At 42.6% G+C, this 24,482-nt stretch carries 13 protein-coding genes and 1 pseudogene; 9 read left to right on the plus strand and 5 right to left on the minus strand.

The genetic code is table 11. The annotated features are described in order from the left end of the window. Window positions 1–447 precede the first annotated feature (447 nt). Together K0T93_RS04400 and K0T93_RS02980 are read left to right on the plus strand one after the other, a co-directional pair. Window positions 448–2,322, plus strand: a complete 1,875-nt coding sequence (locus K0T93_RS04400) for a glycosyltransferase (RefSeq protein WP_320412654.1) — start codon at window positions 448–450, stop codon at window positions 2,320–2,322. 789 nt (window positions 2,323–3,111) lie between these two features. Then, on the plus strand, window positions 3,112–3,378 hold the full coding sequence (locus tag K0T93_RS02980; protein WP_225721216.1) for a double-stranded DNA-specific endonuclease: 267 nt from the start codon (window positions 3,112–3,114) through the stop codon (window positions 3,376–3,378). 1,041 nt (window positions 3,379–4,419) lie between these two features. Here K0T93_RS02980 and K0T93_RS02985 read toward each other — a convergent pair. From K0T93_RS02985 to K0T93_RS03000, 4 genes and pseudogenes are all read right to left on the minus strand, one after another. Then, a pseudogene (locus K0T93_RS02985) lies at window positions 4,420–5,564 on the minus strand (glucokinase); the annotation flags it as partial. Continuing rightward, entirely contained in the window at window positions 5,545–6,231 is a 687-nt protein-coding gene (gene pgl / locus K0T93_RS02990) for a 6-phosphogluconolactonase (protein WP_225721217.1), read from the minus strand. The gene pgl and the pseudogene K0T93_RS02985, both read right to left, overlap by 20 nt. 88 nt (window positions 6,232–6,319) lie before the next feature. After that, entirely contained in the window at window positions 6,320–7,777 is a 1,458-nt protein-coding gene (zwf, locus tag K0T93_RS02995) for a glucose-6-phosphate dehydrogenase (RefSeq protein WP_225721218.1), read from the minus strand. A 3,063-nt stretch (window positions 7,778–10,840) separates the two neighbouring features. Next, window positions 10,841–11,035 carry a hypothetical protein gene (locus tag K0T93_RS03000; protein ID WP_225721219.1) on the minus strand — a complete coding sequence of 65 codons (195 nt, stop codon included), beginning with the start codon at window positions 11,033–11,035 and terminating at the stop codon, window positions 10,841–10,843. 756 nt (window positions 11,036–11,791) lie between these two features. Here K0T93_RS03000 and ribD point away from each other — a divergent pair. The 7 genes from ribD (at window position 11,792) to trmB (ending at window position 23,231) form a co-directional block, all read left to right on the plus strand. Beyond that, a complete protein-coding gene (ribD, locus tag K0T93_RS03005) occupies window positions 11,792–12,940 on the plus strand; it encodes a bifunctional diaminohydroxyphosphoribosylaminopyrimidine deaminase/5-amino-6-(5-phosphoribosylamino)uracil reductase RibD (RefSeq protein WP_225721220.1) in 1,149 nt (382 codons plus the stop codon). A gap of 17 nt (window positions 12,941–12,957) precedes the next feature. Continuing rightward, on the plus strand, window positions 12,958–13,587 hold the full coding sequence (locus K0T93_RS03010) for a riboflavin synthase (RefSeq protein ID WP_225721793.1): 630 nt from the start codon (window positions 12,958–12,960) through the stop codon (window positions 13,585–13,587). 1,596 nt (window positions 13,588–15,183) lie between these two features. Further along, on the plus strand, window positions 15,184–16,335 hold the full coding sequence (ribBA, locus tag K0T93_RS03015) for a bifunctional 3,4-dihydroxy-2-butanone-4-phosphate synthase/GTP cyclohydrolase II (RefSeq protein WP_225721221.1): 1,152 nt from the start codon (window positions 15,184–15,186) through the stop codon (window positions 16,333–16,335). A gap of 84 nt (window positions 16,336–16,419) precedes the next feature. Continuing rightward, window positions 16,420–16,932: a 6,7-dimethyl-8-ribityllumazine synthase gene (gene ribH, locus K0T93_RS03020; protein WP_225721222.1), complete on the plus strand. Its 513-nt coding sequence runs from the start codon at window positions 16,420–16,422 to the stop codon at window positions 16,930–16,932. Then, a complete protein-coding gene (nusB, locus tag K0T93_RS03025; protein WP_225721223.1) occupies window positions 16,929–17,363 on the plus strand; it encodes a transcription antitermination factor NusB in 435 nt (144 codons plus the stop codon). The genes ribH and nusB overlap by 4 nt, the downstream gene beginning before the upstream one ends. A gap of 3,347 nt (window positions 17,364–20,710) precedes the next feature. Next, window positions 20,711–21,274, plus strand: a complete 564-nt coding sequence (locus K0T93_RS03035) for a YggT family protein (protein WP_225721795.1) — start codon at window positions 20,711–20,713, stop codon at window positions 21,272–21,274. Window positions 21,275–22,526: 1,252 nt separating this feature from the next. After that, window positions 22,527–23,231 carry a tRNA (guanosine(46)-N7)-methyltransferase TrmB gene (gene trmB, locus K0T93_RS03040; protein WP_225721224.1) on the plus strand — a complete coding sequence of 235 codons (705 nt, stop codon included), beginning with the start codon at window positions 22,527–22,529 and terminating at the stop codon, window positions 23,229–23,231. On the opposite strand, the gene K0T93_RS03045 is transcribed toward trmB, so the two are convergent. Continuing rightward, entirely contained in the window at window positions 23,232–24,074 is an 843-nt protein-coding gene (locus K0T93_RS03045; protein ID WP_225721225.1) for an undecaprenyl-diphosphate phosphatase, read from the minus strand. Between the last annotated feature and the right edge of the window lie 408 nt (window positions 24,075–24,482).

Genomic DNA, 24,482 nt, shown 5'->3' on the forward strand with positions numbered 1-24,482 from the left:
GGATCAACAACCTGGAGTTGGCAAAAACATTATTTCAGTGCTAGTGTTAACTCGATATATTCACTCTATAGCGCATACGACACTAAGATGGCTAAAAAACGTACAGCGCGCTTTACGTCAGTAGGGTCGGCTTTAGAGAACGGGGGACGGGAAAGTCAGACAGTAGTGCTATCTTTCATCTAGATGGTTTAAGTACGCTGCCGTACGCTGTTCTAAGGATAGCGTGATTATCTTTCTCGCCACAGTAGTTACTATAATTTACTAGCTTTTCTGCATTAGTGATACTCGTCCATATTGCGCTAATATCACCTTCTTCACAAAAGTAATGTCGTTAAAACTAGATTATTAAGTAAGTAAATTAATGATAAGTATTGCTAAATAAACCAATATAGATCCGTGTTATACCTATAGTCGTGCGATGTTACCTTCTACAGTTAGATCATTATTATGACTGCGTATCGCGAAGCGCTCACTGTGATCATTATTACACTCAATGAGGCTCACGACATCGAAGCATGTCTTTCAGTTGTGAGTAGCTTGGCCGATGAGATTATCGTCGTCGACGCTGGCAGCACCGATTCGACGGTGAAAATCTGCAAGTCTTTCGGTGCACTAGTTGTCACAGCAAATTGGCCAGGTTTTGGCCCCCAGAAAAATCGGGCGCTAGCGCTCGCGAGCCGCCCATGGGTCCTATCTCTAGATGCAGACGAGCGTGTGACACTACGATTAAGGAAATCTATCGAAAAGGTACTATCTGGGCAAGGCCAATCTAGCCGCATAGCCTATGCAATGTCTCGCCGCTCACAATTCTGCGGCTGCTGGGCTAATTACTCTGGCTGGTCACCAGATTGGGTAGTCCGGTTATTCCGCCGTGGAACAGCTAGATTCTCGGATGATATTGTACACGAGCGGCTAATCTTTGATGGCCCTATTGGGCGCCTTGATGGTCAGTTATTGCACTATAGCTATCGATCTAAAAAAGAAGTAGCAGAGAAGACGATAGCTTATGCTCGTGCTGCTGCTCAAAAGTTACATACTCATCGCATTAGTGTATTAACCCCCTTTATACATGGGGGCTTTGCTTTCGTACGTACGCTTATATTACGAGCTGGATTTCTTGATGGATTAACAGGTTTGGAAATTGCGCGGATGAATGCGAGAGCAACGTTTCTAAAATACTACTATGCGCGGTGCGCTGATCCTTCAGCGCATAGTAATGATAATACTAGTGAGATGCATGAAACTTGGCGGGGGCTACGCATTGGGTTGTCATGCCAAGTTTTAGGTCATTCAGGTGGCTTTGAGCGCTATGCACGCGACGTCATTGGTGCAATGGCGGAGAGACATATATACCCTATTGTATTCGCCCGAAAATTTGATAAAACGCTACCTGAGTATAAACTTGTCGACGCACAGGCTATCCAGGTTAACTGGCTGCCGCGTGCGCTGCGTGATACAGTGTTTTCATGGAGGCTACAGACGCGCCGTATACGTAGCCTAGCAGATATTGTGATCGCCTGTAACCGGGTCGACTCAGGCGATATCGTTATATGCGGTGGAACTCATCCGGGCGCATTGCGCTATGGGCGAAACAAGCCAAAGTGGAACGACGGCTTGCAAATCGCACTGGAGCGTCGAATATATCAAAACGCAGGTGTAATCGTTGCTCACTCTAAGATGATGGAGCAAGAAATTCGTCAGTATTTTGGCATCGCACCAAATAAGATTCGTATTATTTACCCCCCGGTACGTAGCGACCGCTTCTCGCCGATGATACCAGTACATCGTGACACGATGCGGGCGAAGCTCGGCATTCCGGAAGGATATGCTGCATTTGTGTTCGTGGCCAATACCGGAAAAGGATTTGAGTTGTTACGAACATACTTTGAAAAGACCTCAGAACCAGTTTATCTCTTAGTTACGGGTCGCCCTGTTACTAGTCTATCGCCGCGGATCTGTTCGCTTGGCTATCGCACGGATATGCAACATGTGTTCGGTGCAGCTGATTTCACGATCGTGCCATCGCCCTATGAGCCGTTTGGGCTAGTGGGTATCGAATCGATCTTATGTGGAACGCCAGTGCTTACTGCTGAAAACGTCGGATGTGCGGAAGTCATACGCAAGGACGCGCAGTGGCGCTTTTCGCACCTAAATGCCGGAAGCTTCTCAGCAGCAATCGAACAAGCACTTTCGAGATGGCGCTCTAGCACTGTACGGCTTACTCAGCCCGATCAGTATATTCTATACGACTACAATGTAGCTTCACATACTAGGCATTTGTTAGAATTAGCCTCAGAACTCGCAGGCTGTCGTCGTTCGTAGCAGGTAGCTCTGCCCTGGGTGGAAAGGTCAGCCTAACAATAATGTAGCAACACAGATCATCTAAATTAGAATATTTAAACAGGCCAACAATTCCTTCCTCTGAAGACTGATAGTATTGATTTATATGCTTGTTTTTAGTGTAAACATACATCGGACACCTTAACAAGAGATTAAGAATGTGTTGAATAGCAATACGCCCTAATACTGAGAATAATTTAAGAGAATCGATATCTATAGTTATTTTCGTATCTTAGGCACAGAGCCCGAAATGTGAATACACTATATCGCTCCTATGAACCACCCGGGATACAAGTCTTGCTTCTATAAACCGACAAAACGGTGATTGTCTCTGTTATCTTATGGTATGAGAATACCTGTCAAGATTTCCAGATGCTATCATTATTAACTATAAATACAAAAGTTGGCTATAGCTCCCTTAAAATCATTAGGATATGCACTAGTGCTAACTTTTAGTTTGATAAGATATACTACTAAGTATCAAATATTATCGGTGGGGAAAGATAGATATCCGAGTTTATCTTGAAACACATGATTAAAACATGGAGACTATGAATAACAGGCTAGGAACTCGGCTAGAAACTAAATATATATTTATGAATCTTAATACGATACTCAGCAATACTATTATTATAACTTTGTTACTTATTTAACTCATCAATCTAGCTTAATTTATTAGTTAGGTCTAACTAAGTACCTTTGCGACGAACGCCTGGTCCAGTGACTGTTAACCGTTATCATGGTGGGCTTTTAATAAATGCAGGAGGCCGCATGAAGGGAAATCTTGTTATTATTTGCCGTGACCAAGACGCTCATGAGTTCGATACGCTAATGAGTGAATATGGCGTTTTTCAGACTAGATTATCGTCAACCGCGTGGTATTTGAAGATTGATGAGTCGCTTGAGGTAATACGGGAAGAGATCCTAGGACGACTAGGCAAATATACTACGTACTACATCTTTGAAGCTAATAGCGTGACATATAACACAATCGATAGCGAAGCCGCTGCCGCATTAAATACGCTATTCAGTAATTAAGAATAGGCTATTCTAATGTAATAATATACACGCTACAAGTCAGGCCCCGTGCAAGAATTCCACTTGCCTAGAAACATCTATACATTCAATGCACAGGCCTCTATCTTTATGATTATCAATCTCTGAGGTATTCAACGCTCAGCTGATTCGTCAGCTGAGCGTTGAATACTAACTCGAACTCACTATAACTCTTTACTAACAACTGTAGAAAACAGTACATATATATCGACCATCTTGCTGTCGTATCACTATCTAGATTGCATTACTCAATATATCTTAAGACCACAAAAGATTGTGGTACATCGCGTTAGGATACAGTACAAGCCCGTAGATTTTAAAAAATTAAAAGATAGATACTATAACAAAGCGTCGTCTTATTTTGACATCAGCCTAACTAATGCATGGTAGAAAGCCAGTCTCTAGAACGTTTTTTAGTCTATTAATTTAACTCTCTGGGCACGGTTTAATATCAGCTATAGTATAGCCCTGTTTGGTAAAAACTATTTCTTTATAACATTCTATAAACGTTCAGCATTTTAATTAATTCTACCAAAGCGGTTATTATTAATGTTCCCCCACAGATACTATAGGCTATATTTAGGTGATAAATTTTATATCAGTTTGACTTGAGCGCTAACTTATATTTTCGTTTTTAGAATGTCAGGTAGCTCTGCATCCCTCCAAATTTAGATACGGCAAACAATACACACCTTTGCCTAGATAGCTAAAGACGTTATGTAAATATACACGACATCGCTTGAAGCAATAGTTTCACACTGCATAAGAAGATGCTCCCAGTATGAATCCTGCGCAATAACCCTTAAATTATGCGAGATATATGCGGCGGCAAGCTTTTTAGGGAGTATATGGCGCAACTCAAGGTTGTTGAGGTTTAAACACTTTTTGTTACAATTGGCTTCGATTCACCTAAAAACTTAGCTATAGAAGCTCTATCTATTAATTAGCTAATCCTATAGTTACCAAGCGCGCGACAGAAGAGATTTATGAGTTAGCTAACCGACTTCAGCTTAGCCGAGAAGCAACGATTGGATTGATAACCGATTGATAACCGATTGAGAACGGGTAATGCAACACCAGATTGGCTACATGCTATCAGCTGGTGTGAGTACATCGCGCGGCTGCCAGATACGCCCGAACACAGCTGATTCTCCACTAGCACGATGCCAGAGTTGCTCCGCTAAAATCGCAGACACGCCTAGGAAAGCTGGATATTGCGCAGTAATTACGAAGGTCGGTATATTTGATAGATACGTCTTGGAACGGCCTTTCTCTTGGAAACGTGTACGAAACGGAGAAGTTGAAAATAACTCTCCCAGATGAGAGATGACACCTCCCCCGATATAAATTCCACCTAAGGCGCCGAGTGTCACTGCAATATTGCCAGTAAATGTACCAAGAACCGCACAGAAACACTCTACAGCTTCTAGTGCGAATGGCTCAGACGCCTGAGCACGCCGCACTACATCGGCTGGCTCAAGTTGTAGACCAGGCGACCTCTGATCATATGCAGCTAGGGCGCTGTATATAAGCGCCAATCCTGGTCCTGCACAAATCCGCTCGAATGACACATGCCGCCATTTCTTGCGCGCATAGTGTAGTACTTGATCCTCACGCTCATCCTGAGGAGAAAATGTGGCATGCCCGCCCTCACTACTCAATGCAATCCAGCGGTCGTTTGCAGGAATCAAACCTGACACACCCAAACCTGTACCTGGCCCGACTAACCCAATTATACTATTCTGCCGTCGCACGCCGCCGCCAATCTGCCTACGTTGTGCATCAAATAGGCATGGCAAAGCCATTGCCAATGCAGTAAAGTCGTTAACCACTAACAGTGTATCAAAACCTAATGCGCAACGCGTAGCCTCGATCGAAAAACTCCAGTTGCGATTAGTCATCTGCACCTGGTCGCCATCTACGGGGTTGGCAATTGCAATGGCTGCATGACTTACACGTATGATCTTACTATCTTTCAGAAATTTTTGGATCGCAGCAGCAATACAAGGATAGTCCGAGCAAGGATATACACGTATATCGTCAATTTTTCCCGGTCTAAATTCTAACGCAAAACGCGCATTGGTTCCGCCTATGTCAGCAAGCAGACGCGGCCCATCTGGATGTGGACTCTCACAAGCCACTACTGCTTTAGGCGCACCAGTAAGCATCGACATTAACTCCTATATCATTAGCCAGCTTGGAGATGGCATTATGTTGTGGATACTGGATCGCAGCACGTAGAACGTCTAGCTTTGGTTGCCCGGAGATCAATAGAAACAAACGACTAATTTGCTTCAGTGCCGACAATGATAAGCTGATCCGTAGATGTGGCGCTTTCCGTGGTTGGACTAGAATATAGCGCTCGCTAGTTAGCGTAGCTAAATCCCATTGTGGCGCGTCAGAAAAAATTGATGCAATATGACCATCTTCGCCCATACCAAGCACGGCTACATCTGGAAGCGTGCGAGAGGTATTCTCATTCAGCCCCACAACATAGGCGTTAGGAGCCTGATCAACATTGACTAACGGCTGGAATGTCGCCTCTCGCGCTGCGTTCTGTAGCAGTGTATTCTGGACAAGTCTTGCATTACTATCTGGATGTATAAGGGGAACCCAACGATCATCGACTAGAGTGACGTTAACATGTGCCCAGTCAAGTGCTCGGCGCGATAGAGCCTGAAAAAATAAGCATGGACTCGTTCCACCTGATACTGCGAACGTAACGTGAGCAGCGTCTGTGCGTGTAGTTAGGGACGACTGCAATGCATCGCTAACCGCCTGTACGAGCGCGTCCTGTTGGGCGCGCATATTGTCAAAAGCGTGAAGTCTGATCACCTCTCCTCCATACTTCCCTCAACTACTACCCGCTAACATTTCATGCAGACGGGTCCTGTTCAAATAAGCTGGTACGACGACGTGCTTTCTAGTTTTCTTCTTCAAGCCAGCATGTACCATGCCGGGCTAGTAATGCACTAGCCGCAGCTGGTCCCCACGTCCCTGCCGCGTATCTTCTAGGAGGGGTGCCAAGTCGAGCCCACTCGGACAGAATCGGCTCGACCCATTTCCACGCTGCCTCCTGTTCATCTCGATGTACAAATAACGCTAGTCGGCCGTTGATCACATCCAATAATAAGCGCTGGTATGCTTCCATACGATCTTCTTTAAAGAACTCATCAAAAGCTAGATCCAGGTGTACGCTTTGTAAGTTCATCCCCTCACCAGGCTGTTTAGCAAGGCAATATAACCGGATCGATTCGTTAGGCTGTAGACGAATCACTAAACGATTAGAGCTATTACGTAGCGTCATTGAACCGAAAACTGAGTGCGGAACTGCGCGGAAGTTAACAACGATCTCCGCAACTCGATCAGAAAGACGCTTGCCAGTACGTAGGAAAAACGGCACGCCGGCCCAACGCCAATTCTCGATCTCGACTTTTAAGGCAACAAAAGTCTCAGTTGTACTAGATGCACTCACGCCATGCTCAGTCACATAAGCGGGCACAGCAACACCTTTAAGCACACCAGTATAGTACTGCCCCCGTACAGCGACGCGACTAATATTGCAGAGCTCAATAGGCTTGAGTGCACGTAGTACACGCAGTTTTTCATCGCGTAACGCGTCAGTATGCATCGAATGAGGCGGCTCCATTGCTACGATAGACAGCAGCTGCAACAGGTGGTTCTGCACCATATCACGCAACGCGCCAGTATTGTCATAGAAATCGCCTCGTCCTTCGACCCCTAATTCTTCAGCGATTGTTATTTGAATGCTATCGACCCACTCGCGGCGCCATAGTGGCTCAAAGAGTGCGTTTCCAAAACGTAACGCTAGTAGGTTTTGAACCGGCTCTTTGCCTAGGTAATGATCGATCCGGTATATATGACCTTCTTCAAAGATCTCTCCGACCGCGTCATTAATCGCGCTAGATGACTTTAGATCATAGCCAAGCGGCTTTTCTAACACGATTCGTGCACCATTACTTAATCCCATGCACGCTAATGCACGGCAGATTGGAACGAACAGAGATGGCCTAGTAGCCAGATAAAATACTCGAATACCAGGCAGCGGTGAGATTGTATCGCGCAGCACCGTATAATCCTCTGGCTGTCCGAGATCGATCCTCACAAATAAGATTCGCTCGAGAAAATCGTTCCACGAGACATCATCGCTAGCTGGCTTCACATGATGTCGTACATGCGTATGCATCCACTGTATATACGCCTCACGGTTACAAAAGCCTCGCGCGACTGCAGCGATCCGGCCTGCTGCGGGCAGCAATCCGCTACGGTGAGCTTGGTACAACCCTGGCAAAATCTTGCGCATCGCCAGATCGCCGGTGCCGCCAAAAAGGACAAATGTAAAGCCTGTATCAACTTGCATTGTATGCTAATGGTGACGTTGTGATGTATAGCTCTAGTAGGCCATCGCGCAAAGTGCGCAATTATCCTAGTCCGATACAAATATTTTTGACACTGTGTAGTTTAACTACAATCCGAATAAAACGGTACATTTAGTGTGAAGAGAAACTGCTTTGTATCAATAAGTTGTAATGTAATCTTCCGGATTATCAAGAGTAAGCAAGCTCCATCTACATCTTCTTCATAATTATATGATAGACACTATGCAGAAACACCTTCATATTCAAGAGAGAGATATACATATGTATCTACGCGTTGCCTGGGATTGGCACTAATTAATTATTTTATGGTCTATACACTTGACACTTATATCTGATGAATCCAGTTCTCTACAGGGAATAAACATAAGATTTCTAGCGATTATCGCCGCACTGTATACTGCTAGTTTAATGTGCAATACCATGGCGGATAAGACGTTCCAATTTTGTCTAAACATGCTAGGTATCCAATTAAGCTGCCGGCGATTAGAAATAGAACCTGCCACTATAAATCAATAAGACTGTCTATCCAAAGAGCTATTATCTCACTAGGCTTTTCTCTACATACTAAGAAAACTAGCTATAGGTGAATAAGGTAAAGCAGGCAGTAGTTGGCTAAAAACTAGACTGACTGCTGTATACCAGCGATTAGATTAAAGACAAGTTTTAAAACTTGAAGAATCTAACAGATCAAGTCATATATTTCACATCTATTCTCTCTATCCCTCTAGAACAAAGTTAGAGCGATACAATGTCTAGTCAGTTGTTAGCGAACCTAAAAATTAGAAAATTGTCTGAATATGGTTGCACTAATACCCAAATTAGACGGCTCTATAAGAGATGCCCGAAATAAAACTTTAATTAAAGTGAAAGTTATATGTCTTTTTTATTGTATGATGCAGTGCGGCCTAACCTCATCGTAAGTATAATTATCGATAATATTGCTATATTTATCCAATCTAATCTGAAACTCTAAAGGCGTAGAATAGGTGCAATACTCGAAGTAGGTAGCTCTCTCTCTTTTTCAAACTCCCCTGTTATATGTTATCGAGACCATCATATGTTTTCCTAGCCTTAGATAGTGCAGGTTTAAGCTATTCGCACTGACAAGCTTTGTGCAGAGAATTCTCTTGATAGAGGGGTTAGACAATTAATTAATTCCGAGACTATGCCAGCAAGTAATGTAATAAATTCTGTGTAGAATTTGTCTACATCCATCATATGGTGATAAGTTACCCTTTTTTAATCTAATACCCTAGCTACTAGCTCAAATGCCTCAATCCGCTAAAAGTACTATTCGCTAGTAACTTATTCTTAGATCTAGCCGAAGAGTAATAGCAGCAGTTTAGTTAGGTACCCCGCTAATCATGTTTATCTCGCTCTAGAACTATTTACGATGATTTTTCTAGATTGGCTTATTTATGATAAAAAGACGTTGCATACTGTATTTTTATATCTGATAACAATTTTATTTATCGTCATTAGCCTCGCCCTAATACATTCGAGTTGTTAATGAATAGCGCACTGTATTTTTGATGTTTTACTATTTACTTAGTAATGGGCTAAATTTTAGGGAGATAAATTTCTTTCGTCGATCTAAACATCCGTAAAATCCATCTCAACGCAACGCCGGTGTGTATGCCGTATAGGGGTAATAATTAAGAACGGCTAGAATGCCGACCTTAATCAATGGATCTATCTTCATCAGATTCACTCTGTCGAATGTGTTTGCTAGTGCAAACTATAATTTGCGGCGAGATTGTTGATTATTACTAGAGTAATCAATCAATTTTTAACGAAAGATATCGGCTGCTTAAGAGAGATTTCTCTTATGCACTATATTTTTTTAAACAGCCTTAGAACATTTTTTATGCCAATCATCTAAAACAGGTGTCTAATCAGAAGAAGTTATATCGGAACATTAGAAATGCTCAGATTTCGCACCCGCTCTATTGGGGGTCTTCATGCATTCTCGGGGAGACGCTAGAAGCAACATGATGGGGTATCTTGTACGTGCCCGCTTGACACTTTTGTTCAACGAATCACTACTCAGAACTTAATACCAAATTATTTATTGGGAAACGCTAGAAAAGCAGGATGATAACCTTCTTATAAGCAAGACAATCACTTGCGTGAAGACATCTAAAATTTGACGCTGCACTTATTCGTAGACGCATCATTGCAATAGCAAGTCACTAAACTACTATCTTCCTCTTTAAAAAAATGAACTGCAGTGGTATTTATTAGTATAACGATACTCATATGCACGTAAGAATTGCTCGTGTCGATAATAAGTAACGTCTAATCCGCGGGATTCTCTCAACGTACTATTGTAACTCAGGTCACGCTATGAAAATATATAACGAATTGATATAGGAATGTGTCATCTGACTCCCGCGCCTGCAAGAGTCAATATCTATTCTGCCCAGAATCTTAAAAAGAGACCTCGTTACAAACGAAGAGCAAGCAAGATATTATGCGAAAACTAGTTGGATAACAACACAAGCATGCCTCTCTGCACGCATTTTTTGTAGAGCATTACTTTCGAACGCTCAGTAGTAGATTACGTATTGTTCACGTGCATCGCGTGTAATGAGTATAACATATATTTCATCACATGCCCGTCTCTATAGATGATGATTAGTCAATTATGATGCTCTTACTCTAGGTTCACGCAAACATTATAGGCATGCTTCTACCTGCGCTTAAAAATTTTTGCCTCTTGAGCAGCAGTGAAAAATTTACGTGCTCTAAATGAGAATACGTGTCAAGAAATAGCAACTGGGCGATGGCATAAGTATGCTCCATCCTTAGTCTGAGTCTCGCGGGAATGCTTGAACGGGTCAGCCGGTATGAGTTGATCCACCATTCAAGTATCGCGTCAGATCAGTGTAAAGTGATCTGAATCTAACGCTGCATAGTCGGGCACAGATTAAGTAGATTATCCCACTAATTAACTAACACAACCTCTCATTAGAAAGTAAGGTTGACATACGTATACTTTCCTAAGCCTCTTACCTTATGAGTCTCTCCAATCGAGACGCTTCCTACAATGCGTCTGCTGCCAGCGGTAGCATCTCGCCGAATCGGTGGGCTAGCAATCGCCCAAATAAGCGATCCCTCGACCGAGGGTTTACCGAGATACGGTAATATGGAATAAACGCTGCTATTAACAATAAGTCAAGTAATAAGACGTTGAATAATGCGCTACAGGTATCAAAAAATAGGGAATTATTTACCATATAGAATGCATAAGATATTCCAAGCATTCAAAGCTGACTCTCTTACTTCTGAGTAGCGTCAACCTATTAGTGCGCCTTCGCCTCGAGTTTTTATTTAGTGCAACGACAAACGCTAAGATTCCAACTACCCAAAAGATTTTCCGCATAATACCGTTGACCAATCGATCTGTATTATCTCGAGCGGTACTAAGACTCGATAAATGCGTTCTGGGCTCACTCATAGGTTTTCCAGCCCTATTTCATTGTTCAGACCTAAGATTATGATTGCAGTCATATCAGTAGCCTTTTTATAAAAACCGGATCCAGACTGTTAACTCTTAGTTGTTTTTTCTAAGCTGGTCTGATGATCGACATCACACATTACATAGCGTATGTGCATATTAACGTTCATCAATTAAACGAAATATTTAGCGTATCCGGCACTAAAACCGCGTCGGTTATCGTCGACTTAGTCTTAAAGAGACATGCATCTCACGCAATGTGAGCTAACTTTTCCCCACATTGTACAGCCAGTTGGTCTAGGTGTCAGAACGTTCAACGTAGATTCTCTAGACTCTATGCCTGGTCTATGTTCGTATCTGAAGTACTGCGTAGGCTTTACCTACATCATATGCCATGATATGTCTTGCTTAATACGTATTTCTAATACATGCCCTGATACATACTTGGTACTAGCATGCATTTTATACAAATCTGGTTTCATGTTGATTACACCTAACACTGCACTGCAACACTAAACACTAACTTAACTCTACCATGTTCTCAGACTTTGATTGCTTACAGATGCGGCACGCGCTTGCGCTTGCGGAGCGCGGATTATATACAACATCGCCCAACCCGCGTGTCGGATGTGTACTTGTCAAGGATGGCAAAATTATTGGAGAAGGCTTTACTCAGCCTGCTGGGCAAGCCCATGCAGAAATTTGCGCACTAAAAGATGCTCTGTTACATGGACACACTCCTATAGGCTCTACTGCCTATATAACGCTGGAACCTTGCAGCCATTTCGGATATACGCCTCCCTGCGCTAATATGTTAATCGAGGCTGGAATTGTCCGGGTAATAGCTGCGATGGAAGATCCAAACCCACAGATCAGCGGGCGTGGATTAGACATGCTGTGCGACGCAGGCATAGAGGTACACTGTGGATTACTTTTGAAAGAAGCACAGGAGCTGAACATCGGCTTCGTATCCAGGATGACTCAGGGTGTGCCATGGGTGCGCCTTAAGATCGCCGCTACATTAGACGGTTGCATCGCATTACCAAATGGCCAAAGCCAGTGGATCACATCTAACGCGTCTCGCATAGACGGACATGCATGGCGAGCCCGTGCGTGCGCGGTGTGCACTGGCATTGGTACAGTGCGAGTGGATAATCCACGGATGAACGTGCGCGCAGTGTCAACGTCTCGTCAACCGCTACGCGTGCTAGTGGATAGTCGTCTAAACGTGCCGTTAGATTCGAAAATCTTATCCGGAGTACCGCCGCTTATTATATGCGAGCGCGACGATAGAGAATGCAGACAGCGGGCGCATATGTTACGAGATGCCGGTGCTGAAGTGATTGCCTTACCGAATCTGTCCGGAAAGGTTGATCTGAAGGCGACACTACGGATGCTTGCAGCGCGCGGCGTTAACGAGTTGCATGTTGAAGCTGGCTATAGACTGAACAGCTCATTATTACGTGAGGGCTGCGTTAATGAGCTGTTACTCTATATTAACCCGTCTTTTATCGGCAATGCGATAAGCATGTTTAACTTTGATTCGCCTTCAGTACTCGATCAGCGGGTACGACTAAGCTATCATTCAGTTAAACTGATTGGTGAAGATCTAAGGGTCCTAGCTAGGATTATATCAGCAGCTGAGTTTAATAACGCACCGCAAATAGGTGATGTGCGCTCATAATGAAGGGGTTCTATCGTATGTTCACGGGCATTGTTACAACGATAGGCTGGATTGAATTAGTCACTCCAATAGGCTCTTCTATTGAAGAGGGTTTGCGTCTGTCCATCGCCGCTGACATGCTTGATCTATCTGATGTTGGTTTAGGTGATAGCATTGCAGTGCAAGGTGCTTGCTTGACAGTCGTCGAAAAAAGAGAAACCCAGTTCGATGTCAACGTCTCGCGAGAAACACTGAACTGCGCGGCCGGGCTCACCCAGCCGGGCGAAGTGAACTTAGAAAAAGCACTGCGTGCGGATAAGCGTTTGAGCGGCCATGTAGTGAGTGGGCATATCGATGGTCTGGGGCAAGTTAGTCGTTTCGATCCGATAGGCGAATCGCATGAATTACGCATCATCGCCCCCCCCTTGCTTGCGAAATATTTCGCAAGCAAGGGGTCGGTCACACTCAATGGTGTTAGCTTAACAGTTAATTCTATACAAGATCGGATCGATGGATGCGAATTCTCAATTAACCTAATCCCGTATACGATAGAGATGACTACACTGCGGCATTTACGGGTAGGTGATAAACTTAATATCGAAGTTGATATTATCGCGCGTTATGTTGAGCGGATGCTTAGTGCATATTGGGACCGCTATAAATCATGAAGTAAATCTACTATTTAAGAATTTATAAAATTTATGGGCAGTATACTAAAACCGCCCCAAAAGATAATAAGATTACTGAATAGCTTCGAGTCGTAATAGGAGCTGGTGCCCTATTCTATATTACTGTGCTGCTCTACGGTTACATTATATAGGTTCACTCTATGAGTCGCTTCTTAGCCTGACAGGCTCAAGACGTTACATATATGTCGCATACAACTTAGAATTAAGTAAATATTTACCGTTTAATAGTGAGTATTATTTTAAGGTGATTCAAGATGCAATAGACGGCTTCTAATCTTTATACTTAGCGCTCTATCTATCCCCGCGGATATGCGTTTAATTCATATTTGAATATGCATTTTGCAAAAAGCGCAGCACAAAATAGACTCAGGTTTGTCAGACCCTGAAAGAAGAATCCTGTAGGCTGATATCATACTCTGATTTGGTATTTCTTTCAATGATACAACACACATACTTAATTTATTAGCATGTCTAGTAAAATAGACTTTCGTATTATTTATGTGCGTTGTAACTGATCTCCTCGATATCTAGCGATTAGCATTAGCGTTTGATTGACGGCTCCTGCAAGTTGAGCTAGAAGAACAGACATCGCATCTTCCGGGATACGAGAACTAGTTAAAATGCTAACTACTTAACATACGGTTAGCGTCTATCGACGTTTTTCTATAAAAATATTATATAACAGCATTTCAGACTGTGCATCAGCTACTTTATATTCTTAATATCATCCATGCTTGTGAGCTTTTATCGCTCACCGCGCTTATCGGGGCACTAAATTCATAGAGATGAATTCTGGTAAAAACGTGTTCTCGCTATTTTTAGCGTAGCGCTAGTACAAAATTATTGCTGAACTCCGACTAATTTTTAGTAGAATAATTAAGATGTTTATATTTTAAACTTATTTAGGATTTTAAAACGTGCGCCGCTTCTGTTGTCTAACGTGTTTGCTTTATTAGCAAGTTGTTGCTCCCAATCATACCAACTCAGGAAATATCGTGTTTTTAGCTTCTTGGCTAATCGATCGCTGAAAACGACTATAGTCTGATAACTAGATACGCCTAGATTAAATATTTGACATCTCATCCGATTTTACAGCACTAATCTTTGCTAATTGTTATATAAGCTGATCTTGCAGCTGGTTTTCTACTACTGGATAGCTATCTAGTAGGTTTTTGAGTCACTAATCATTCTTGCCTTATTCTGACTCAGAAGCTCCACTAAATTACGTTAGAAAAAAAATCCTATATGCGCTAGCCACACCAATACCTTTTTAAGGATGGTCTGTATAAACGCATATTCACACTAGAATCGCAATCATAATCCGCGTGGATAGAATATTCAAAAAACAATATAAGAGATTATATCTACACCTCTCCACCATCATTTGCGCCTGTTCTGTACAATATGTATCCCAGCGCTGGGTGACGTTACCAATCCTCGTGGAACTCTATGAGTTTTATACCAATGTACGAGCACAAACTAACATAAAATCGGTGCATCACCGGCAAGAAATTAACCCTTGAGACCAGGCTGACGTAAAATAGTAGTTTTATTATTGTGCCATCATTGCCCATCATGACACTCGCTTCCACGCAAGAGATCATTACCGAACTCAAGGCCGGTAGAATGGTCATCCTTTTTGATGAAGAAGACCGCGAGAACGAGGGCGACTTAGTGCTGGCCGCTGATTTTGTTACGCCAGCAGCAATCAACTTCATGGCTCGTTATGGTCGCGGTTTGATCTGCTTAACGCTAACGCAAGAACGCTGCCGCAGATTGAATTTGCCGCTAATGACGTATCGAAATGGTACGCGATACGGCACAGCATTCACGGTTAGTATAGAAGCCGCGGAAGGTGTAACTACTGGCATTTCTGCCGCTGACCGTGCTCGTACGGTCCAGGCGGCCGTCGCACGTGATGCCCGAGCCGAGGATATCGTTCAACCTGGGCACGTGTTTCCGATTATGGCGCAGCCTGGCGGGGTTCTTTTTCGCGCCGGACATACCGAGGCAGGTTGCGACCTCACAGAGCTAGCCGGACTCACGCCGGCGTCAGTGATCTGCGAAATAATCAAAGATGATGGCACGATGGCACGATGGAATGACCTCATTGGGTTTGCTGCACAGCATGGATTAAAGGTCGGTACGATTGCAGACCTGATTGAGTACCGAAGTCGTACCGAATCGATCATCGATCGCGTAACACAGCGCACGATGCATACTGCGCACGGACTATTCAATGTAGTGCTGTTCCACGATAAGTCAAACGGCGCACCGCATCTAGCGCTAGTACGTGGTAAACCGTCACCCGAAGTCGAGACACTAGTACGCATACATGAGCCCCTATCCATCCTAGACCTGATTGAAACAGGTATAAACACACACTCCTGGACATTAGATGCAGCGCTGCGTGAAATTGCTCAGCGTGAAATAGGAGTTGTAGTATTACTAAACGTTCACGAGTCCGGCGAGCGGTTGCTGAGCAAGTTTGAAACATTCGAGCATAAAAATAATGGAACTGTACTCAAGTGCCGCCCACTTGACTTTAAGACGTACAGTGTCGGTGCGCAAATTTTGCATGAATTACATGTTGGAAAAATTCGGCTGTTGTCGAACCCACACCATATAGGTGGCATGTCGAGATATGGTCTTGAGATAACTGGTTTTGAGCCTATGCTAACAGCTGAACACGGATTCTTGGGCAGCGGAACTAACTCATATAAATAAAGCAATACATATGATATCCCTCTATTCTGGATCTTTACCCGCCGACTAGCGGATCGCTTTACTAAACGCATTAATGGAGCATTTATGGAAATTGGACAATATAAACCGAATCACGATGGTAATGGACTACGTATCGGCATCGTCCAATCTCGCTTTAACAAGACCATTTGTAATGGGCTGATCGACATCTGCCTTGCAGAACTCGAGCATCTTGGCGTCACAGGCGAAGATGTCCTACTTGTCACAGTGCCCGGTGCACTAGAGATTCCACTTGCACTACAAAAGCTTGCTGAGACTGGTCAGTTCGACGCACTGATTGCTCTTGGCGCAGTGATTCGCGGTGAAACTTATCATTTCGAACTTGTATCTAATGAGAGTAGCTCATGCATTAGTCGAATTGCACTGGACTTTGGTCTACCAATCGCAAATGCAGTCTTAACTGCCGAGAATGACGAGCAAGCACTCGTACGAGTAAACGAGAAGGGCCGTAGTGCAGCACGTGTTGCGGTAGAAATGGGAAATCTATCATCCGCTCTTGATCATCTTAATCAGGATGGAAACGAGGAAAACGAGATAATAGCAGAGGGTCAAATATGACAACGCGGAATGCTCGTCGCCGCTCGCGCGAGTTGGCTACACAAGGTGTGTATCAGTGGTTGTTGTCAGGTTCAGCAGAGAGTGAAATTAATGCCTCCATGCGTGAGCAACCCGGCTTTAATAAAGCGGACTTTGATCATTTTAATGCGTTGCTACATGGTGTGATTAAGCAAACCAAAACGCTAACTAAAGCACTTATACTGTTCCTGGATCGCCCGTTCAAACAGCTATCTCCGGTTGAACAAGCAGTGCTACTAATAGCAGTATACGAATTTCAGTATCATCTCGAAATCCCGTACCGGGTTGTGATCAATGAAGCCGTAGAATTGGCTAAAACATTTGGCAGTGACGACGGTTATAAATATGTAAACGGCGTCCTAGACAAAATTGCAGTCACCGTGCGCCATAACGAAGTTAAAGCTTGCACTTAAACGTGCGGTGCCATATCCAGCAATATTAAGCGATACACTACTTTTAGTGACAAGAGTCTCATAAATGGCAGCATTGAATGTTTTTAGAGGAGTCTTACAAACTATCAATACTAAAATCTAATGGAAATGCATATATTAGTTATTAAGTAACGGTCTACGGACCCCGAAAATCAGGGCATGCGCGTACAAGAAAAAATATTAGCTCTTATGCTCGTCATAAGCTGGCAAAAGTTTGTATATTACGATAATTTATAAAAATCTTTGTAACCTTTCAAACCAGATTAAAGCATTAAGAGAGCCGCCAATGACCGAGCTACGCAACCCCGTGCGCTTAATATGGTCGGAGCACGCTACTGCTTAAGAGTCCAGTTGGGCATAGAATCCCGATGCCTGGAAATTTATTTAGCACGATAGGTCGTGCCGTGTTCGGCTAGGTATAGGGGTCAATGCGGATGACGCAGCCTTAACATCACTGTTCGATAGCAATCACCTATTAACATCCCTCAAAAGCCGGAGCTACTTAAAATCTTAAGGATGTGACACATCTGATTTTTTAGGCTAAGGCCGTCTGAGATATGGCACCCCGTACAGTTACGCCCCGCTTTATCAAGGTAATTGAAGTTAGCAATATCGACCTAGCGCAGCTGCCCATTGAAACCTACTGGCCATAGGACAATCACCTCTAATCACCTAAGGCCTCGCTGTCATGAGTGGCCGAAATAAGCCGCGTTAGAACCTCAGCATCTATCGATAACAAGTGATCTGGCACAACAAGCTTATAATGCGCTGGCTCATACATCTCGGTAGTACACTGGGCTTCCGAAAATGCGCACTAGCTCCTTCCGGCAGCCTTATTTAATCTCTGTTATGCTTAGCTTAGCTCTGATCCAGCAACGATTCTCGGTGCTGTTATGCCAGCTCCCTATCATTATCAACATATCAATTTTCTAGCCTACCGCGTGGCGGAAAAACTAAGCTAGCTAAATGTTTGACACCTGGATTAGCATATTTACAGGTGCTAGCCTGCGTAGAAATTATATTAGAGGGATCTATTTATTCCGATAAGCAAAGCACAAAGGTCTTAGCATAGCCGGGCACTTCGACGTCACGGCGCGCTTATATCAACCGAAACAAGCTGCTATGAGTACGTATTAGAAGGTCCGCATGACGTCATACCAGTTATTACAAAGAGCGGGGGTAGTTTCTAGTATTTACTGTTGAATGCATTACGATATGTCGTGCCGCGATTTACTATTCAACATATACTGAAAGGCTATCAGACAAATCAGCTGTTCTAGGAGTTGCTCTAAATAAGGTATTCGTTCCCCTGCTGCAAAAACAGTTTCTAGAAATCACTAATTTCTATCTACCTCTGGTAGGAGTGCAGCTATAGAATAACTGTCGTGCAGACAACAAAAAATTACTAGCCACGCTAAGCGTGTAGTGTTTAGCATCTGGAACTTTTCAGTAATTTACGTATACAAAATCCATTATCATGGTAGATAATGACATAAATATACGCAACTTGAAAGACAATTTCAGACCCTAACGACATGTGCAGATCCAGCCCGTAACATACTATTAATTAATAATAGACTAATTAACTATCTTTATTTTGCACTACTAGTGGCAGGACTAGGTTATAAGATAAGAATTGATACGATAAATAAGTGGCCCGGATAAACTTCTCGTGAATGAGGCTATGCAATTGTAATGGACCCAGCCATACAGGAGCGCATCGATGTACTGGGAGCGGAAACAGTCTAGGGTAGTAAGCGTGACACCAGGGAATATTATGATAGGCAATCTCCTCCTATTAGGAAGACATACTGGTCCAGTCTAACACCGATAGCAATCGAAGGATTGGTGTACTGCTGCTGTTAATATCTGTCATAAAAGTTACGCTTAACAGCTGTAAGCATCCTTATAAAATCGCACTGCGAGTCTTGCCCGAAAATATCTCCGGACAGCTCAGCTTAATTGCTAAAATTATAATAAGGTTTACATTAGGTTTATAAAACTCACTAGTTTAATATCAGGATTCAGTGAAGTTAAGAAAATGCTATTAATAGTGTTAAAAAGCCATATGTTACCTATCTAACACCCCAAAACTTAGATATAATAAAGAACAAACCAAGCATAATACCCATTGTTTTCATAGGTAGATATCTAATAGGATAGATTGATTATAGGTGCTACTGATAGCAGTTTAGTCTATCTTAACTTTTATACTGCCCCACTTTATAGGTGACGGCCCTGTTATCTGAGAATGCTTTGTTTCTTCTAAGTGTTGTCGTTGTGATCTGTGCGCTGGACTTATCCGAATATACGTCGTAGCCTGTAACATCCCGAGGTACTTTCTAGGTATCTACTGCACACTAGCCTGTCGGGTGTGCGATGTTAATCTACCTGCTTTGTATAGTGAATATTAGCTCATACCTAAATTCTGGGATCGCGCGCGCGGTGTCAGGCTATTTTTTCTCAATAAAAGCATGCAGATAACCTGCTCTAAGAGATAGCAAGTGTCAAGATAGAGATAGGAGAGTAGCAGGAAGAGAAAACACGCGGATGCAGTACTGTAGAGTTTAATACAAAGCATTATAAGCTAATTATTAAATGTATTGTAATCGTAGCGTATGTATAAATTAAGATTTTTCTATTTTAATTAATCATTGATTTTAGCATTGCTAGACAATACACTTAGCTCCCTACGGAAGTTAAGTTATTAACGTAGTATGAATTTCTGCGCATACAGGTCCGATCGATATACCAAAAAAATGGAAATGAAGCTAAATCGTGTGGGATCTGAAATATATTTCTAGACTATCCCGCTGATCTTTGTGACGATATTTAAATAATGCGTCCGAAAGACTAACTACTTTTCTATGCTACTGCGTTAGATGAGGACTATAGCTTAGGGGCTTGACAGGTATCTTCTGTCTGCTGTATCTATTATTTTACTCAGACTGGCGTACCTACTATTAAATCTGATACGCGAATGCTCTAGCATGTCAGCATGAGTTTCCTGGTAGCGCTACCATAAAAAAGTCACGAGTGCAGAAGTATATTAGCTTAGATAAGAACTCTACACGAAGGTCATCTCACCTACCTATACTCAAGCGTTCTTACAGAGTTTGAGCTTAGAGTATAGAACTGGCTTACTAATATTTGCCGGTGAAACCTGTCTTGAAATTGAGACTATGATTCAGGCAACTTCTGCATCATGGCATAGATACACCAGTTACTGGAGGATACGTGGTACAGCTACCGGCCGGATACTGTCGTTCCTAACACTGCTTGTTGCTATCTTCCAACTCATCGGCTGTGTTAATCTCATGGAAAATAAAATGTTCGGAGATATTGCTCGTTTTTTACTAAATACGATTTTCACGTTATTCGGCGCTGCTCTGCTGCTGCGTGCGTGGCTTTTTATAGCTAGAATAGCGCCCGACAATCCACTTATGGAAGCCATTTTACAGGCTACCAACTGGTTAGTTCTACCGTTACGCCGAATAATTCCAGCCTCACGTTCCATCGACTGGACGAGTCTATTCGCTACCTGGCTCGCCGCGATTATATTTATCATTCTAATGGTAGCTGTCTCTGGTGGTAGCCTCGGCTCGCTTTTACCTGCCGGATTTATAATCGCGATATTGACGATGATTAAGTGGGCGTTAAATCTGTCAATTTGGTTGACGCTAATTATGGTACTGATCTCGTGGTTTAACCTGCGCTCCCTAGGAGCAGAGATCCTTATGAAATTGACTGCTCCATTATTGAACCCGCTGCGCCGTATAGTACCCCCGCTAGGCGGGATCGACCTGTCTCCGTTGATACTGCTTACAATTGTCGAGATATTATTAATAATAGTCACACATATTACGATGTCGGTAACAATATTTGGACTCTAAGTATTTCGTGCTAGTGGCTCTAGCGTGACATTGACGCTTTTGGCTTGTGTTATATAAATACATGATATAAATCGTTTAGCCGTGCTCTGCGCACTACCTTAGTAGTATGCATGTTATCGGTATGCTTAACCATCTAGCCTATATGGAGGCTGAGCTTGATACTGTATTATGCAATACGGATAAATATAAAACATTCTAGTTAGTGAAATACCTAGAATAGCTTCGCAAGAAAGATAACTGCTTCGTATCTCTGCGTTTGTGAAAAACTTTAATCTAGATTCTTATCAACTATTTTGTGGGTTATTGCTTTCGCAAATTAATCTTTTATTGAAAGACGAGTTCTATAATTAGTTAATCACTACATCACTTGCGCCTCGATGTTTACTCTGCTAGTCTCAGTAGACTGTTTAAGCTCTATGAGATTTTCTAAATTTCCATTACTTATATATATGTAATATGTACTTAGCTGTAATATGTACCTAGCTAAGAAGAGGCTTAATCATCAATAAAAGAGCATGTAACATCCTATAAACTCGGAGCATGCAGCATGTGCTGTTACTCGCGCTTCTACACTGAAAAAACTCTATTGAATTTAGGTTTTTGTAGGCGCCGTATAAAGCTTTTATTTTAACTTCCTAAACTGAAAACGTGGGTTTGACTTCCATCGACTTCTCAATATATCAGCATACTGTAATCTATACTTTAGATGCAGACCTATACTGCTTCGGAAAAACCACTTCTCAGATTGTTATTTATATATTATCTAAGAAGAGAGAGATTGAAAATCAGAAACAGCTCTCTCTTGTATATGACTAGGATAGTCTTAGGTGCTTTACGTACTACAAGCTACATGACTTCGTCTAAAATACGGTACACTAACCGCAACATAGTCAGTCTTATGCAGGGTTATTTGCATGCCATCAGATTACTATGTGGATTAAATTAGCTGGTGTTATCTGTTTCTATTACGCCTCAGAATAAGCGGCTTATATCATGATAAACTAGTTATCTAAAATAAATAAAACTGTTCGGTTAAAAAAGAGTCAATCTAAATAAGAAACTCTATTTTTAGAGGAGTTTCGCTTCTATCAGAATAACTGGGGCTAGATATCTAGTTCTATCGGAGACTCAAAGATAATAATGTCGTTCAACCTCTAAACGAACCACAGTTTACCCGCCGTAGATTATTATGTAGCGGATCGTTGAATTCGGGCAAATGTGCCAACACTGAAGCCTAAACGAATACTACAGTATGACCCACCCCACCTATGTAACCCCACCTCATATTCGAAGCTTTGTAACTCGAGCGAGAAGTTTATCTAACGCCCAGCGTCGGGCACTAGACGAGCTAGGCCCGAAATTTAAACTACCCTACACCGATGCGCAGCTTGACCATAGGGTAATTTTTGGTCGCGAAGCGCCACTCATTCTCGAGATTGGCTTTGGCATAGGTACAACAACTGTCGATATCGCCGAACAGCGTCTAGGTGATAACTTTCTCGGTATTGAGGTGTATGAGCCAGGTATAGTAAGACTTCTAAAGTTAATTGAAGAAAAACAATTAAGCAATATACGCATTATTCAACATGATGCTGTTGAGGTTATTGATCATATGCTCACTAAAGATAGCGTAGACGGTGCACATATCTTTTTCCCCGACCCATGGCACAAAGCGCGTCACTATAAACGTCGTTTAATACAATTGCCATTCGTTAAGCTACTTGCATCCCGCCTTCGTTTTGGTGGCTACTTGCATCTAGCAACGGATTGGCAAAACTACGCAGAGCACATGCTCAATGTGCTATACATGGAACCGACGCTCGTCAATGTCGCGAAGCAAGCAAATAGTTATATACCACGCCCGGCCTATCGTCCGATGACAAAATTTGAGCGGCGCGGACTTTGTCTTGGTCATGGTGTATGGGATTTTCTGTTCATAAAACGTATAACATCCTAGTTAGCGATTAAACCCGAGTATTTCTAAAGAACTTACAACTAGCACCAGTAAACCAAAACTAATGCGATACCATGCAAACAAAGTAAGGCTGTGCGTCGAAATATAGTATAGCAGCCAACGCACAGATACGAATGCGCTGGCGAATGCAGTCATGAATCCAACTGCAAATAACCTAGTATCTAATGCACTTAGCACATCATATACTTTAGTATATTCGCATAGGGTAGCGCCAAAGATTAATGGAATAGCGAGTAAAAAAGAGAATTCGGTCGCAACACGCCGATCTAAACCCGTAAGCAATCCCCCAACAATCGCAGCTCCAGAGCGTGACGTGCCAGGGATTAGTGAAAAGCATTGAACGAGACCTATTTTTAATGCATCGATGATGGTTAGTTCATAGATCGATTGTACCCGGGCACCATGCATATCGCTATCGCAACAATGATATGCTGCCTCTACCCACAGCAGAATAATGCCACCTACGATTAGCATAATTGCCACTGAAACCGGCGAAAATAGCAGCGCTTTAATAGGCTTCTCGAACAGTAATCCTATAACAGCGGCGGGCAGAGAAGCAACCATTATATTAATAATAAAATACCGGGTTAGCTGCTCGGTAGCTAACCCATGAAAAACTTGGCTAATACGCTTTCGATATTCCCAGCATACCGCAAAAATAGAACCAAGCTGGATCGAAATATAGAAAACCTTACTGCTATCACTAGTGAAATTAATTAGTGTGCCTATTAGGATCAAATGTCCTGTACTGGATATAGGAAGGAATTCAGTCAGGCCCTCCACCAAGCCAAGCATTAACGCTTTAAGCAACAAAAGTGGATTCATCTAAGCATTCCTTGAAAAGGCAACCTAAACACAAGCGGTAGCACCCAGCTTTACTATTTCTCAACAATCTCTATACTTCATCTCAGTATATAGGTTTCAATCTCTAAAACGTTTATATTTCTGTCCAAAAAATTCTAGTTGTCTAGACTGAAATATGTGAAATTGAATTGTGAATGAATACTTCGCTTATAGCAGGGCTAAGGCTATTACTGTGCCAGAAGAATATTGTATGTACAGCGCTCGTGCCTTAACACACAAGCTGCGTAGTACGCTGCAGCGAAAAAGTATGTTGGATTAGAAGACAGGCTCTCTACACTAAACTACTATCTTCCTCTTTAAAAAAATGAACTGCAGTGGTATTTATTAGTATAACGATACTCATATGCACGTAAGAATTGCTCGTGTCGA

Origin of the sequence: Candidatus Vallotiella sp. (ex Adelges kitamiensis) (assembly GCF_020342435.1) — a bacterium.
In the GTDB taxonomy this organism is placed as follows: Bacteria; Pseudomonadota; Gammaproteobacteria; order Burkholderiales; family Burkholderiaceae; genus Mycetohabitans.